Origin of the sequence: Pseudomonas sp. (genome assembly GCF_030684895.1) — a bacterium.
GTDB lineage: Bacteria > Pseudomonadota > Gammaproteobacteria > Pseudomonadales > Pseudomonadaceae > Aquipseudomonas.
This window is the reverse complement of record NZ_JAUXXP010000077.1, coordinates 1-13,958: the sequence shown is the minus strand read 5'-3', so window position 1 is coordinate 13,958 and position 13,958 is coordinate 1. Positions and strand designations below refer to the sequence as shown.

At 61.8% G+C, this 13,958-nt stretch carries 14 protein-coding genes; 9 read left to right on the top strand and 5 right to left on the bottom strand.

Annotation, left to right across the window (positions count from 1 at the left end):
- Positions 1 to 16 precede the first annotated feature (16 nt).
- Positions 17 to 973, top strand: coding sequence for an OmpA family protein (locus tag Q8M42_RS17110; RefSeq protein ID WP_304869364.1), 957 nt, complete (start codon positions 17 to 19; stop codon positions 971 to 973).
- 5 nt (positions 974 to 978) lie between these two features.
- On the opposite strand, the gene Q8M42_RS17105 is transcribed toward Q8M42_RS17110, so the two are convergent.
- The gene (locus Q8M42_RS17105; RefSeq protein WP_304869366.1) at positions 979 to 2,421 is read right to left on the bottom strand and encodes a PLP-dependent aminotransferase family protein; all 1,443 of its coding nucleotides are present in this window, start codon (positions 2,419 to 2,421) and stop codon (positions 979 to 981) included.
- Positions 2,422 to 2,603: 182 nt separating this feature from the next.
- Between Q8M42_RS17105 and Q8M42_RS17100 the strand changes: the two genes are divergently transcribed.
- Positions 2,604 to 2,849 (top strand): DUF1127 domain-containing protein, encoded by a 246-nt coding sequence (locus Q8M42_RS17100; RefSeq protein ID WP_304869395.1) that lies wholly within the window; start codon positions 2,604 to 2,606, stop codon positions 2,847 to 2,849.
- Between the two features lie 43 nt (positions 2,850 to 2,892).
- On the opposite strand, the gene Q8M42_RS17095 is transcribed toward Q8M42_RS17100, so the two are convergent.
- Positions 2,893 to 4,206, bottom strand: coding sequence for an FAD-binding oxidoreductase (locus Q8M42_RS17095; protein WP_304869368.1), 1,314 nt, complete (start codon positions 4,204 to 4,206; stop codon positions 2,893 to 2,895).
- A 175-nt stretch (positions 4,207 to 4,381) separates the two neighbouring features.
- On the opposite strand from Q8M42_RS17095, the gene Q8M42_RS17090 reads away from it, so the two are divergent.
- On the top strand, positions 4,382 to 4,735 hold the full coding sequence (locus tag Q8M42_RS17090; protein ID WP_304869370.1) for a YkgJ family cysteine cluster protein: 354 nt from the start codon (positions 4,382 to 4,384) through the stop codon (positions 4,733 to 4,735).
- A 1-nt stretch (position 4,736) separates the two neighbouring features.
- Here the strand turns inward: Q8M42_RS17090 and Q8M42_RS17085 are convergent, their stop codons facing one another.
- Positions 4,737 to 5,225, bottom strand: coding sequence for an Lrp/AsnC ligand binding domain-containing protein (locus Q8M42_RS17085; protein WP_136663590.1), 489 nt, complete (start codon positions 5,223 to 5,225; stop codon positions 4,737 to 4,739).
- Between the two features lie 155 nt (positions 5,226 to 5,380).
- On the opposite strand from Q8M42_RS17085, the gene dadA reads away from it, so the two are divergent.
- From dadA to Q8M42_RS17060, 5 genes are all read left to right on the top strand, one after another.
- Entirely contained in the window at positions 5,381 to 6,679 is a 1,299-nt protein-coding gene (gene dadA, locus Q8M42_RS17080) for a D-amino acid dehydrogenase (protein ID WP_304869373.1), read from the top strand.
- Positions 6,654 to 7,004, top strand: coding sequence for a RidA family protein (locus tag Q8M42_RS17075; protein ID WP_304869375.1), 351 nt, complete (start codon positions 6,654 to 6,656; stop codon positions 7,002 to 7,004). The genes dadA and Q8M42_RS17075 overlap by 26 nt, the downstream gene beginning before the upstream one ends.
- 164 nt (positions 7,005 to 7,168) lie before the next feature.
- Complete coding sequence (gene alr / locus Q8M42_RS17070; protein WP_304869377.1) at positions 7,169 to 8,242, top strand: alanine racemase; 1,074 nt, start codon at positions 7,169 to 7,171, stop codon at positions 8,240 to 8,242.
- A gap of 102 nt (positions 8,243 to 8,344) precedes the next feature.
- The gene (locus Q8M42_RS17065; protein WP_304869379.1) at positions 8,345 to 8,893 is read left to right on the top strand and encodes a cupin domain-containing protein; all 549 of its coding nucleotides are present in this window, start codon (positions 8,345 to 8,347) and stop codon (positions 8,891 to 8,893) included.
- Between the two features lie 110 nt (positions 8,894 to 9,003).
- The gene (locus Q8M42_RS17060; protein WP_304869381.1) at positions 9,004 to 9,426 is read left to right on the top strand and encodes a cytochrome c5 family protein; all 423 of its coding nucleotides are present in this window, start codon (positions 9,004 to 9,006) and stop codon (positions 9,424 to 9,426) included.
- Between the two features lie 95 nt (positions 9,427 to 9,521).
- On the opposite strand, the gene Q8M42_RS17055 is transcribed toward Q8M42_RS17060, so the two are convergent.
- The gene (locus Q8M42_RS17055; protein ID WP_304869382.1) at positions 9,522 to 10,094 is read right to left on the bottom strand and encodes a xanthine phosphoribosyltransferase; all 573 of its coding nucleotides are present in this window, start codon (positions 10,092 to 10,094) and stop codon (positions 9,522 to 9,524) included.
- A gap of 245 nt (positions 10,095 to 10,339) precedes the next feature.
- On the bottom strand, positions 10,340 to 12,349 hold the full coding sequence (gene rep, locus Q8M42_RS17050) for a DNA helicase Rep (RefSeq protein WP_304869384.1): 2,010 nt from the start codon (positions 12,347 to 12,349) through the stop codon (positions 10,340 to 10,342).
- A gap of 266 nt (positions 12,350 to 12,615) precedes the next feature.
- Here rep and Q8M42_RS17045 point away from each other — a divergent pair.
- Positions 12,616 to 13,958, top strand: a 1,343-nt coding sequence (locus tag Q8M42_RS17045; RefSeq protein ID WP_305284951.1) for a bifunctional diguanylate cyclase/phosphodiesterase, incomplete at its 3' end; no start/stop codon positions are given.

The following is a 13,958-nucleotide window of genomic DNA, read 5'->3' as shown; positions in this document are numbered from 1 at the left end:
AGACTGGAGGCAGGTTATGCGTAGTGTTATCGGTTTGTGCCTGAGCGTGGTCTGGGCCCTGAGTGTGCAGGCCGATGACCTGCCCGGCAGCAGCGATCACCCACTGATTCCGCGCTATGAGGGTGCGGAAATTATCAGCTATGTCACTCAGGCATTTACCGATAAGGCCTTTTTGCGCGCTCCGGCCAAGGTTTATGGCGGCCTGGCGAAAAATGCCGAGGCGACCCTGGTGCTGGAGGGCAAGCTGACCCAATTGACCTACCGTGCGCCGGCAGAACGCACACCGCTGGAGATTCAGCGCAACTACCTGCAAGCCCTGCTGGATGCCGGCTTCGAGCTGCTGTTCAGCTGCGAGCGGGAACAATGCGGCGGGCGAAACTTTAACCATGCGGTGACCACCATTGCACCCTTTCGCGAATACCATCAGCAGCAGCGCTACCTGCTCGCCAAGCTGGCGCGACCGCAAGGCGATGTTTACGCCGCGTTCTATGTGGTGCTGAACCAGGCAGGTGGCGGGCCTAACAAGGGCCGCAGCCTGATCCAGCTTGAGGTGCTCGAGCTACAGGCCATGGAGCAGCGGATGGTGGTGGTCGAGGCGCCGGTCATGCAGGCGGATATCGACGCCAAGGGCAAAGTGGCGTTGTACGGGATCTTCTTCGACTTCGATCAGGCCAGCATGCGCGCCGACTCCGCCGCGCAGCTGGAGGAAATCGCCAAACTGCTCAAGGCCAGCCCGGCGCTCAAGGTGCTGGTGGTCGGTCACAGCGACGCCAAGGGCGCGCTGGACTACAACCGCGAGCTGTCGCAACGACGGGCGCAGTCCATCGTCAAGGCGCTGGCCGAGCAGCACGGTATTCCCGGTGAACGCCTGACGGCCGTGGGCGTGGGCATGGCGGCGCCGTTGGCCAGCAATCGCCGCGAGGAGGGTCGTGCGCTTAATCGTCGGGTCGAGTTGGTTGAGCTGCCTGAGTAGCGTGCTCAGCCTTCCCCGGGTGCGAGCCGTTGCTCGGCCAGCAGTGCGGCCACGCATTCGCCGACCTGGCGAATCGCTTGTTCAAGTTCCGGCGTGGGTTTGCCGGCGTAGTTGATGCGCAGGCAATTACGGTATTTGCCGGCGGCGGAAAAGATGCTGCCGGGGGCAATCTGGATGGCGTGTGGCAGCAGCTCGCGGTTCAGGCGCTGGCTGTCGAAGCCTATCGGCAGTTCAAGCCACAGCATAAAACTGCCCTGCGGCCGACTGACCCGCGTGCCGGCAGGGAAGTAGCGGCTGATCCAGTCGATCATCAAGTCGCGGCCACGCTGATACTGCGCGCGCATGCGCCGCAGATGCGGCTCGTAATGACCAGCTTCCAGGTATTCGGTGATGGCCAGCTGCGGCAGCTGGGCCGTGCTGCCGGTGCCCATGTACTTCATGTGCAGTACGCGGTCCAGGTAGCGTCCCGGGGCAATCCAGCCGATACGCAGGCCGGGCGCTAGGGTCTTGGAGAAGGAGCTGCAGAGCAGCACGCGGCCATCCTCGTCGTAGGATTTGATCGTGCGTGGGCGTGGGTAGCTGTAGGCCAGATCGCCGTAAACGTCATCCTCGATGATCGCCACGTCATAGCGCTGAGCCAGGGCCAGCAGGGCGCGCTTGTTGGCGTCGGGCATGATGTAGCCCTGCGGGTTGTTGCAGGTTGGGGTCAGCTGAATGGCCTTGATTGGCCATTGCTCCAGTGCCAATTCGAGGGCTTCCAGGCTGATGCCGCTGATTGGGTCGGTGGGCAATTCCAAGGCCTTCATGCCAAAACCCTTGAGCGCCTGCATCACGCCGTGAAAGCTCGGCGAATCCACCGCAACGATATCGCCCGGCTCGCACACCGCACGAATCGCCGCCGACAGCGCCTCGTGGCAGCCGGTGGTGACGATGATTTCCTCGGGCGACAGGCTGCAGCCGGAGTCGAGCATCAGCCGCGAGATCTGTTCCCGCATGCCCAGGTGGCCGTAAATGCAGCCGTAGGTCAGGCTGGTTGCGTCCTGGCGGCGGCTCAGGCGCGACAGTGAGCGCAGCAGCGGTTTCAGTGTCGGGCTGTCGATATCCGGTCGGCCGCGACCGAGTTGCAGCAGGCCTTCCTGCCCAGGCGGTCGGCTGATCAGCTCCAGCACCTGATCCCACTGCGAGACATCCACGGGGCGCTGAGCCATGCGACTGACCATGGGCAGCGCCGGCTGGTGGCGGGATTGCGGCACAAAGTAGCCGGACTTGGGCTTGGGCGTGGCCAGGCCCTGATCTTCCAGGTGGCGATAGGCTTGCTGCACCGTGCTCAGGCTGACGCCATGTTCCAGGCTCAGGGCGCGTACGGAGGGCAGGCGATCACCGGGTCGATACAGCCCCTGCTCAATCCGTGCGCCGAGCAATTCGGCCAAATTGACGTAAAGCGTCATAACAGTTGCCTCGCAATTGCTCTGTGTAGTGCGCTAAGCCAATACAGATAGGCGATAAATCCACCATTCAGAGTCTTTTTTCTGAACTCTGTATGGATTTAAAAGTACATTTTTGCATCTGTCATGCTTTTTCCGCGTCCCGCATCATGATCTCCCATCAGGTTTACGGGCAGGAGCAGGCGATGAACGGATTAAGTGATGTCAGGCTGACCATGAAATCAGATGAGCTGCAGCAGGAGGCCGCTGGCGGGCATCTGTATGCTCAAACGGGTGCGATGAAGCCAGCTGTACGCCGCTGGAACGCATTCTGGTTGCGCCTGACCACTCGCCGGGCGCTGCTGAGATTGACCGACGAACAGCTCAAGGATGTTGGCCTTGGCCGCGAGCAGGCCCGGCGCGAGGCGTTTCTGCCGTTCTGGAAGCTGTGAGGTAATTGCGCAGCAGGCCACGGCGGCCTGCTGCGCTGGGTGATCAGACCAGCTCTTTCAGCCGATGCCAGAGCATGCCCAGGGCGAGCAGCGGCGAGCGCAGGTGTTTGCCGCCAGGGAAGGTCATGTGCGGCACCTTGGCGAACAGGTCAAAGCCGCTGCTGGCCTGGCCGGCGATGGCCTCGCCGAGCAGCTTGCCGGCCAGGTGCGTGGCATTCACGCCGTGGCCTGAGTAGGCCTGGGCGTAATACACGTTGGGCTGTTCCTTGAGGCGGCCGATCTGCGGCAGACGGTTGGCGCCGATACCGATCATGCCACCCCACTGGTAGTCGATTTTCACGTCTATCAGGTGCGGGAAGACTTCCAGCATTTTCGGCCGCATATAGCCGGCGATGTCCGCCGGATCGCGACCGGAATAGTGGCAGGCACCGCCGAACAGCAGGCGGCGGTCGGCAGACAGGCGGTAGTAATCCAGCGCCACGCGCTGGTCACACAGCGCCATGTTCTGCGGAATGATCGCCCGTGCTTCGGCCTCGGACAGCGGTTCGGTGGCGATCACATAGCTGCCGGCGGGCAGCACCTTGCCGCCCAGGTTGTTGTTCAGGCCATTCAGGTAAGCGTTGCAGCCAAGCACCAGGGTGGCGGCGCGCACCACGCCCTGAGCGGTGTGCACCTTGACCTCACTGCCGTAATCGATGCGCGTCACCGCCGAGTTCTCGAACAGCTGCACGCCCAGGCTATGGGCCGCAGCGGCTTCGCCAAGGGCCAGGTTGAGCGGGTGCAGGTGGCCGGAACCCATGTCGATCATGCCGCCAACATAGCGGTTGGAGCCGACCACTTCATGCATTTGCTCCGGTTGCAGCAGGCGCATGTCATGGCGATAGCCCAGCTGCTTGAGTTCGGCCATGTCCTCGGCGAAGTCGGCGAGGTGACTGGGCTTGTTGGCCAGGTCGCAGTAGCCCCAGGTCAGGTCGCAGTCGATGTTGAACTGCTCGATGCGCTGGCGGACGATTTCCACCGCTTCCAGGCCCATCAGTTTCAGCTCGCGCACACCTTGCGCGCCAATCACCGATTCAAACTGCTCAACGCCATGGCCGACGCCGCGAATCAGCTGGCCGCCATTGCGCCCGCTGGCGCCCCAGCCAATCTTGTGCGCTTCCAGCAGCACCACCGAGAGGCCTTTCTGCGCCAGTTCAATGGCGGTGTTAAGGCCGGAAAAACCACCGCCGACAATGCACACATCGGCGTGCAACTCACCGCCCAGGGCGGGGTAGTCGAGTTGGCGATTGGCGCTGGCGGCGTAATAGGAGTTGGCGTGCTGGCTGTTGTGAACCGGCTGGTGAACGCGGGCGTTCATGTGTGGAATCCTGATTATTGTGTTTGGAAAATTTTACGAAGGATAAGCGTGGGATTTGCCAAACGCCAAGAGGCAATCGCGAAATAAGCGGATTTTCGTCGGCTGGCACGCGCAGCCAACGCGATCCAGCCCGCTGCGCGGTTACTATGCCGGCCTGTGTTTCAGGATCACGCCCATGAGTTGCACCAGCCGCAAGATCGACCAGCTGCGTTTGCAGATCCCCAGTTTTGCCTGCGTGCCCGGCTGCCACGATTGCTGTGGCCCGGTCACGGCGTCATCCGAGGAGATGTCGCGGCTGCCGGTGAAAAGCGATGCCGAGCATGACGCCGCGTTGGCCGAGTTCAACTGTGTGCACCTCGGTCCGCAAGGGTGCACGGTGTATGACCAGCGCCCGCTGATCTGCCGCTTGTTTGGCACCACGCCCAGCTTGCCGTGTCCGCGTGGCCAGGGGCCGGAGCAGATGATTGAGCCAGCGGTAGAGAAACAGGTGCATCAGTTGATTGCGACTACCCGCCAGGTGCTGGTGTGAGCTACTCGGCAATCGGCAGGCTCAGGCTCTCTTTCACTTCTTCCATGACGATATAGCTCTTCGACTCGCGCACATGCGGCAGCTTGAGCAGGATGTCGCCGAGCAGCTTGCGGTAGCTGGCCATCTCGTTGATCCGCGCCTTTACCAGGTAGTCGAAGTCGCCGGACACCAGGTGGCATTCGAGCACGTGCGGCAGTTTCAGTACGGCGCGGCGGAACTCCTCGAAGGTATCGCCGGACTTGTAGTCCAGGCTGATCTCGACAAACACCAGCAGGCTGGCCTTGAGCTGCTGCGGGTTGAGCCGGGCGTGGTAGCCCATGATGATCCCTTCGCGCTCCAAGCGGCGTACGCGCTCGGTGCAGGGCGTGGTGGAGAGGCCGACCCGTTCGCCCAGCTCGGTAAAGCTGATGCGCCCATCGTCCTGCAGGATGCGCAGGATGTTGCGGTCGATCTTGTCCAGTTCGCGGCGGCTCTGATGTTGGGTGCGCACGGTGGATACCCCTCTGTAGAAGGCGATTTTGCCAAGAATTGTCGCCAAATATAGCTATTTATATAGTGAAAAGCACTGCTGGTCTCTTTCTATACTGCGCTCAATTGTGATCTCAGGAATTATCCGTCGCGCATTGTCGCGGCGAGGAGAGCGGCATGCGGGTTTTAGTTCTCGGTAGCGGTGTGATTGGTACAGCCAGTGCGTATTACCTGGCACGTCAGGGCTTTGAAGTGGTGGTGGTCGACCGGCAGAGCGCCCCGGCCATGGAAACCAGCTTCGCCAACGCTGGCCAGGTGTCCCCTGGCTACGCCTCGCCATGGGCTGCCCCGGGCGTGCCGCTGAAAGCCATCAAGTGGCTGCTGCAAAAACACGCACCGCTGGCGATCAAGGCCACCGCCGATATCGACCAATACCTGTGGATGGCGCAGATGCTGCGCAACTGCACCGCCAGCCGTTACGCGGTGAACAAGGAGCGCATGGTGCGTTTGTCCGAGTACAGCCGTGACTGCCTCGACGAGCTGCGTGCGGAAACCGGCATCGCTTATGAAGGCCGCAGCCTGGGCACCACCCAGCTGTTCCGCACCCAGGCGCAGCTGGACAACGCAGCGAAAGACATCGCCGTGCTGCAGCAATCCGGTGTGCCTTATGAAGTGCTTGATCGCGCTGGCATTGCCCGTGTTGAGCCGGCCTTGGCTGCGGTCACCGACAAGCTGGCGGGCGCGCTGCGTCTGCCCAATGACCAGACCGGCGATTGCCAGCTGTTCACCACCAAGCTGGCCGAGATGGCCAAGGCGCTGGGGGTGGAATTCCGCTTCGGCCAGGACATTCAGCGTATCGACGCCGTAGGCGATCGGGTCAATGGCGTGTGGATCGACGGCAAGCTGGAAACCGCCGACCGCTATGTGCTGGCCCTCGGCAGCTTCAGCCCGCAACTGCTCAAGCCACTGGGCATCAGGACGCCGGTGTACCCGCTCAAGGGTTACTCGCTGACCGTGCCCATCACCAACGTGGCGATGGCGCCGACCTCGACCATCCTCGATGAAACCTACAAGGTGGCGATCACCCGTTTCGACAACCGTATCCGTGTCGGTGGCATGGCGGAAATCGCCGGCTTCGACCTGAGTCTCAACCCGCGTCGCCGCGCCACCCTGGAAATGATTACCGCCGATCTCTACCCGCAAGGCGGCGATCTGAGTCAGGCCGAATTCTGGACCGGCCTGCGCCCGGCCACTCCGGACGGCACGCCGATTGTCGGTGCCACCGGCTTGCGCAATTTGTTCCTCAACACCGGTCACGGCACACTGGGCTGGACCATGGCCTGCGGCTCCGGTCGCCTGCTTGCCGATCTGATGGCGAAAAAGCGCCCACAGATCAGCGCCGAAGGTCTGGATATTTCCCGTTACAGCCGTTCCCAGGAGAGTCATAAGCATGTCAGTACAGCGCCTGCACACTGAAAGTCGTTACAGCGAAATCGTTATCCATAACGCCACGGTCTACCTGGCCGGGCAGCTGGCGGACGACTACAGCGGCGACATCGTGCAGCAAACTCGCGAAACCCTGGCCAACACCGACCGCATGCTGGCCGAGGCCGGCAGCGACAAGTCGAAGATCCTCTCCGTGACCATCTACCTGAAGGACATGGACCGCGATTACGCCGGTCTCAATCAGGTCTGGGATGCCTGGGTCGCACCCGGCGCAGCACCTGCGCGGGCATGCGTCGAGGCGAAGATGTACAAGCCCGAGGTGCTGGTAGAAATGATGATCGTGGCTGCGTTGTAACGCGCCTCGTCCCGTTTGCGATAAGTGTTTGCCCGGCCATCACACCGGGCTTTTTTATAGCCTGCCATCCCTGGCGGCCACCCTTCGGGCCGTTGCTACGCAACGTTAAAAATAGCTCCCGACAATTTTTTATAACCTGAAAACTGCTGATAGCCGAGAACATCATGCGTCCTGCCCGTGCCCTGATCGACCTCAACGCCTTGCGTCACAACTACCAACTGGCCCGTGAAGTCAGCGGCGCGCGCGCCCTGGCGGTGATTAAGGCGGATGCCTACGGCCATGGCGCGGTGCGTTGTGCACAGGCGTTACAGGAACATGCCGATGGTTTTGCCGTGGCCTGTATCGAGGAAGCGCTGCAGTTGCGCGAGGCCGGTATTCGTGGGCCGATCCTGTTGCTGGAAGGTTTTTTCGAGGCCGATGAACTGCCACTGATCGAGCAGCACGAGCTGTGGTGCGTGGTGCATTCGCTGTGGCAGTTGGAGGCGATTGAGCGTAGCGCTGTACGTGGCCCGCTGACGGTCTGGCTGAAGATGGACAGCGGCATGCACCGCGTCGGCCTGCACCCGGCCGACTACCAGGCGGCCTATCAGCGCCTGCTGGCCAGCGGCAAAGTGGCGAAGGTTGTGCTGATGAGCCACTTTGCCCGCGCCGACGAGCTGGACTGCCCGCGCAGCGAGGAGCAGTTGGCGGTATTTCAGCAGGCGCGTCAGGGCATTGTCGCTGAGGTCAGCCTGCGCAATTCGCCAGCCGTGCTCGGTTGGCCAAACGTCCCGAGTGACTGGGTGCGCCCCGGCATCATGCTTTACGGCGCCACCCCCTTCGAGCAGGCGCAGGCCGTGGCGGCGCGGCTGCAGCCGGTGATGACCCTGGAATCGAAGATCATCAGCGTGCGCGAACTGCCGGTCGGCGAGCCGGTGGGCTATGGCGCGCGCTTTGTCAGCGAGCGGCCGACCCGCGTCGGCGTGGTCGCCATGGGCTATGCCGATGGTTACCCGCGTCACGCGCCGAGCGGTACGCCAGTGGCGGTGGATGGTCAGCTGACCCGTTTGATCGGCCGCGTGTCGATGGACATGCTCACCGTCGATTTGACCGATCTGCCGCAAGCGGGCCTGGGTAGCCGGGTCGAACTCTGGGGCAAACAGGTGCTGGCCAGCGATGTGGCCGCCCAGGCTGGCAGCATTCCCTATCAGCTTTTCTGTAACCTGCGCAGGGCGCCGCTGCTCTACCTCGGGCACTAACAGCCACGCTGTAGACGAGTTTGAACGCGAGTGTTGTAAATTCCGAACGCTATGCCATGATACGGCGACTTTTCCGTATCACTCCCAAGGGGGACTCCAGCATTGGACGTCGGTGTACGCCTGCAATCCATTCGCAAACTCAAAGGCCTTTCCCAGCGTGAACTCGCCAAGCGGGCGGGCGTCACCAACAGCACCATTTCGATGATCGAGAAGAACAGCGTAAGCCCTTCGATCAGTTCGTTGAAAAAGGTGTTGGCGGGTATCCCCATGTCGCTGGTGGAGTTCTTCTCCCTGGATGTGGAGCAGGATAGCCAGGCTCAGGTGGTCTATAAGGCCGCAGAACTCACCGACATCTGCAGTGGGGCCATCACCATGAAGCTGGTGGGCAAGGCGCATCCGAGCCGGGCCATCTCCTTCCTTGATGAAACCTACCCGAGCGGCACCGACACCGGCGACGAAATGTACGCCCATGAAGGTGAAGAGGCCGGCATGCTGGTTGAGGGCAAGTTGGAGCTCACCGTCGGTGATGAGGTATTTATCCTCGAGCCGGGCGACAGCTACTACTTTGAGAGCAGCAAACCGCACCGTTTCCGTAATCCGTTCGAGCAGCCCGCACGGCTGATCAGCGCGACTACGCCAGCCAATTTCTAAATAACCCTGCGACAATATGGGTTGTTTCAGCGGCAGCGGCTTGCCGTTATACTGTCGCCCGCTCGCGAAACCGTGGCCGCGAGCGTGACTAGCCACGAAGAGGGTGTACCGTGAACCTGATTAAAAAGCTCCTGGTAGCACCGGCTACCGTATTGGCCCTGTGGGCAGTGACTGCTCAGGCCACGACCGACGATGCCATTGCCGAGCGACTGAAGCCGGTCGGCCAAGTCTGTGTGATGGGTGAAGAATGCAAGGGTGTAGGTGCTGTCGCCGTCAGTGCTGGCGGCGGTGCGCGTACTGCCGATGACATCATCGCCAAGCACTGCGGTGCCTGCCACACCCCTGGCATCCTGGGTGCGCCGAAAATTGGCGACACGGCAGCCTGGAAGGAGCGCGCAGACCACCAGGGCGGCCTTGATGGCATCCTGGCCAAGGCGATTTCCGGTATCAACGCCATGCCGCCGAAAGGCACCTGCGCTGATTGCTCGGATGACGAGTTGCGTGAAGCGATCCAGAAGATGTCCGGCCTGTAATACGCCTGACGCTGCTGTAAAAAAGCCGCCTGTTTAGGCGGCTTTTTTGTGCGCGCGAGAAGCTGCGACGGGCAACTTCTCGCGGTTAACGATGCTTAATCGATAAAGCTGACTTTGCCATCCTTGAGCGAGTCGATGCGCGCCAGCGACTCGACCCGGTAGCCCTGGGCATCCAGTTCGGCGCGGCCGCGCTGGAAGGACTTCTCGATCACCACGCCGATGCCGGCGATGCTCGCACCGGCCTGGCCGATCAGATCGATCAGAGCGCGGGCGGCGTGGCCGTTGGCCAGGAAGTCGTCGATCAGCAGCACGTGATCCTTGGCGTTCAGGTGTTTGGACGATATCGCCAGGGTGCTTTCAGTCTGCTTGGTGAAGGAAAACACCTTGGAGATATACAGGTCGTCCTTGAGCGTCAGCGACTGATACTTGCGCGCGAAAATCACTGGCACGCCCAGCTCCAGTCCAGCCATCACCGCCGGGGCAATGCCCGAAGCTTCGATGGTGACGATCTTGGTGATGTGCTGGCCGGCAAAGCGCTGGGCAAACTCATGGCCGATCTGCTGCATCAGCTTGGGGTCGATCTGGTGATTGAGAAAGGCATCGACCTTGAGCACCTGCTCCGAGAGCACGGTGCCTTCCTCGCGAATCTTCTGTTTTAACGCTTCCACGCGGTTACCCTCGTTGCTCTAGTGTTTTGCCTAGGATGGGTGATAACCCATCGCTGCGGTTGATGGGTTATCACCCATCCTACGGTCTGCGCTGTAGGTTGGGTTGAGACGCGCAGCGGCGAAGCCCAACATTGGCGGCCGCATGGCATGTCACTCGCCTTGTTGGGCTTCGTTCCTCAACCCAACCTACATCGTGATTGATCAATTATCCCTGGAGGCCACACTACGGGCGCGCCGCTACGCGGCTATTTCTTCAGCATGGCGCGCATATTGGCCAGTGCCGAGTTGCCGGTAGCAGCCTTGACCTCGGGCGGTGCGTCGTCCAGACCTTCCCAGACTAGATCCTCGGGCGGCAGTTCATCGAGGAAACGGCTCGGCGAGCAGTCGATGATTTCGCCGTACTGCTTGCGCTTGGCGGCAAAGGTCATGGTCAGGTTGCGCTTGGCGCGGGTGATGCCGACATAGGCCAGACGGCGTTCTTCTTCAACCGTATCGGCCTCGATGCTGGAGCGGTGCGGGAGAATTTCTTCCTCCACGCCGAGGATATACACCGACGGATACTCCAGTCCCTTGGACGCGTGCAGGGTCATCATCTGCACGCCTTCGGCGCCTTCCTCTTCTTCCTGCTGGCGTTCGAGCATGTCGCGCAATACCAGTTTGCCGATGGCGTCCTCGATGGTCATCTCACCGTCTTCGTCGCGCTCCAGGGTGTTCTTCAGTGCCTCGACGAGAAACCAGACGTTGCCCATGCGCGCGTCGGCCACCTTGTCGTTGGAAGCGTTCTGTCGCAGCCAGTTCTCGTAGTCGATGTCCATGACCATGCTGCGGATCGCCGCAATCGGATCGTTCTGCGCACATTCCTGGCGCACCCGGTCCATCCATTTGGTAAAGCGCGCCAGGCGTTCGGTGTAGCGCGCGTCCAGCTGTTCGCCGAGGCCGATTTCGCCGGCGGCGGCGTACATGCTGATCTTGCGTGCGGTGGCGTAGTTGCCGAGCTTTTCCAGAGTGGTCGAGCCGATCTCGCGGCGCGGCACATTGATCACCCGCAGGAAGGCATTGTCGTCGTCCGGGTTGACCAGCAGGCGGAAGTAGCTCATCAAATCCTTCACCTCCTGGCGGGCGAAGAAGCTGGTGCCGCCGCTGAGGCGATAGGGAATCTGATGGTGCTGCAGTTTCAGCTCCATCAGCTTGGCCTGGTAGTTGCCGCGATAGAGGATGGCGTAATCGCTGTAGGGGCGCTGGGTGCGCAGGTGCTCGGTAAGGATTTCCAGGGCCACGCGCTCGCACTCGGCGTCTTCGTTCTTGCAGCGGATCACGCGGATCTCGTCGCCCATGCCCATCTCGCTCCACAGCTGTTTCTCGAAGGCATGCGGGTTGTTGGCGATCAGGATGTTGGCGCATTTCAAGATGCGGCTGGTGGAGCGGTAATTCTGCTCGAGCATCACCACTTTCAACGACGGATAGTCGTCCTTGAGCAGCATCAGGTTTTCCGGGCGTGCGCCGCGCCAGGCGTAGATCGACTGGTCGTCGTCGCCGACCACGGTGAACTGGTTGCGCATGCCTACCAGCAGCTTCACCAGCAAGTACTGGCTGGCGTTGGTGTCCTGGTATTCATCGACCAGCAGGTAGCGGATGCGGTTCTGCCACTTTTCCAGGATGTCGGGATTGTCCTGAAACAGCTTCACCGGCATCAAAATCAGGTCGTCGAAGTCCACCGCGTTATATGCCTTGAGCGTGCGCTGGTAGTGCAGGTAGACGATGGCGGCGGTCTGCTCCTTGGGGTTGCGCGACTCGGCAAGGGCCTGCTCGGGTAGGATCAGATCGTTTTTCCAGCTGCCGATGTAGTTCTTGATCTCGTCGGCGCCGTCATCGCCGGAATATTCCTTCTGCATGATGTCCGACAGCAGCGCCTTGATATCGCCCTCGTCGAAGATCGAAAAGCCCGGTTTGTAGCCCAGCGCCGCGTATTCCTTGCGGATGATGTTCATGCCCAGGTTGTGGAAGGTCGACACTGTCAGGCCGCGGGCTTCGGGGCCCTTGAGCAGGGTGCCGACACGTTCTTTCATCTCGCGCGCGGCCTTGTTGGTAAAGGTCATGGCAACGATATGGCGGGCCTGGATGCCGCAGTTCTGCACCAGGTGGGCGATCTTGCGGGTGATCACGCTGGTCTTGCCGGAACCTGCGCCGGCGAGCACCAAAAGTGGGCCGCCGACATAGTTCACGGCTTCCTGCTGCCGGGGGTTCAGTCGGGACATGGAGTCAATCGTCAGGCGGAATGGGCGCGCATTTTAACAGGCCTGGCGCTTTCTGCCGTGACCATCTGGAAGTGTGTCATGGCGCACATAATGGCAAACCGCCAGGCTTGGTTAATTTTCCTAATCCAGTACTCTGGTGCCACTTTCGGGTCCTTGCCATGCCGCAGGGCGCGCGCCACTGACACAAGGATGTGCGTGATTAGACGTCGATTACGACGCATCCGAGCGGGTTCAATGCTCTTTATTTGTGCAGTGGGGGAAGTTGCTTGTCCGCGTTCGTCGAACCATTACGGTTGCTTTTGCTGGCGGAAACGCCGGGCTGGGCGCAATTGCTGCGCGAGCGCCTGAGTGCGCTCGGCAGTGGTTATGCGCTGATTACCGCACCGTCCTGGGAGGCGGCCAGCGCGCTGTTCGATAAACCCAGCAACGCCCTGCTCCTGACCACCGCCAAATACCTGCCTGCCTCCGGGCGCTGCTCCCTGCCGATTGTCCTGCTGCTGGATGCCGAGCCCGACGCCGAGCCCGAGGGCGTGTGCGACTGGCTGGTGCGCGACCAGCTCAGCGCCGAGGTGCTGCGCCGCTGCCTGCGCTATGCGCGCGAACGCGGCAACCTCAACGACACCTTGCACCGCCTGGCTGAACAGGACGCCCTCACCGGCATCGCCAATCGTCAGGGCTTTCAGACCCTGCTGGCCGCGCGCCTGGCTGAATATGAAGGCCGTGGCCTGACCCTCGGCCACCTCGATCTGGACAACTTCCGTCACGCCAACGATGCCTTGGGCTACCAGGGTGGCGACAGCCTGATTCTGCAGGTGGTGGCACGGATAAAGGCGCAGTTGCAGGCCGGTGACCAAGTGGCCCGCCTGGGCAGCGATGAGTTTGCCTTGCTGCTCGACAGCCGCCGCGACCCGCAACGCGCTGAGCGCCTGGCCGCACAGATTACCGAAGCGCTCGGCGAGCCCTACTGGATTGACGGTGAAAGCCTGCTGATCGGTTGCAGCCTGGGCCTGGCCCATTCCCGCGCCGAGGGCAGCGCCGACCCGCTGATGTGGCATGCGCATATCGCCATGCAACAGGCCAAGAGCCAGCAGGGCTGCACCTTTCATATCTATGACGAGCGGATCAACCGCAGCGCGCGCAACCAGGCCGACCTGGAAAGCGAATTACGCCGCGCCCTGCGCCGCGACGAGCTGGAACTGCACTACCAGCCGCGCCTGTGCCTGCAGACCGGGCGCATCGTCGGCCTGGAAGCACTGGTGCGCTGGCGCCACAGCGTGCATGGCCTGCTGGCGCCGAATGAATTTGTACCGCTGGCAGAGGAAAGCGGGCTGATCGTGCCGCTCGGCTACTGGGTGATCAGCCGCGCGTTGCGTGATATGCAGTGGTTGCGCGGGCGCGGCCTGCCGGCGCTGCATATGGCGGTCAACCTGTCGTTCCGCCAGTTCCAGGACAGCCAGCTGCTGCCAACCCTCAGCCGCCTGATCGAGGAGCGCGGGGTGGATGCGCAATGGCTGGAGTTCGAGCTGACCGAAACCGCCGTGATGCGCCGCAGTGATCAGGTGCAGCAGACCATGCTGGCCCTCGGTCGCCTCGGTGTGCGCTTCTCGCT

Coding starts and splice junctions, on each gene's coding strand:
- Q8M42_RS17110 (WP_304869364.1), top strand. CDS start 17: ATGCGTAGTGTTATCGGTTTGTGCCTGAGCGTGGTCTGGGCCCTGAGT.
- Q8M42_RS17105 (WP_304869366.1), bottom strand. CDS start 2,421: ATGACGCTTTACGTCAATTTGGCCGAATTGCTCGGCGCACGGATTGAG.
- Q8M42_RS17100 (WP_304869395.1), top strand. CDS start 2,604: ATGAACGGATTAAGTGATGTCAGGCTGACCATGAAATCAGATGAGCTG.
- Q8M42_RS17095 (WP_304869368.1), bottom strand. CDS start 4,206: ATGAACGCCCGCGTTCACCAGCCGGTTCACAACAGCCAGCACGCCAAC.
- Q8M42_RS17090 (WP_304869370.1), top strand. CDS start 4,382: ATGAGTTGCACCAGCCGCAAGATCGACCAGCTGCGTTTGCAGATCCCC.
- dadA (WP_304869373.1), top strand. CDS start 5,381: ATGCGGGTTTTAGTTCTCGGTAGCGGTGTGATTGGTACAGCCAGTGCG.
- Q8M42_RS17075 (WP_304869375.1), top strand. CDS start 6,654: ATGTCAGTACAGCGCCTGCACACTGAAAGTCGTTACAGCGAAATCGTT.
- alr (WP_304869377.1), top strand. CDS start 7,169: ATGCGTCCTGCCCGTGCCCTGATCGACCTCAACGCCTTGCGTCACAAC.
- rep (WP_304869384.1), bottom strand. CDS start 12,349: ATGTCCCGACTGAACCCCCGGCAGCAGGAAGCCGTGAACTATGTCGGC.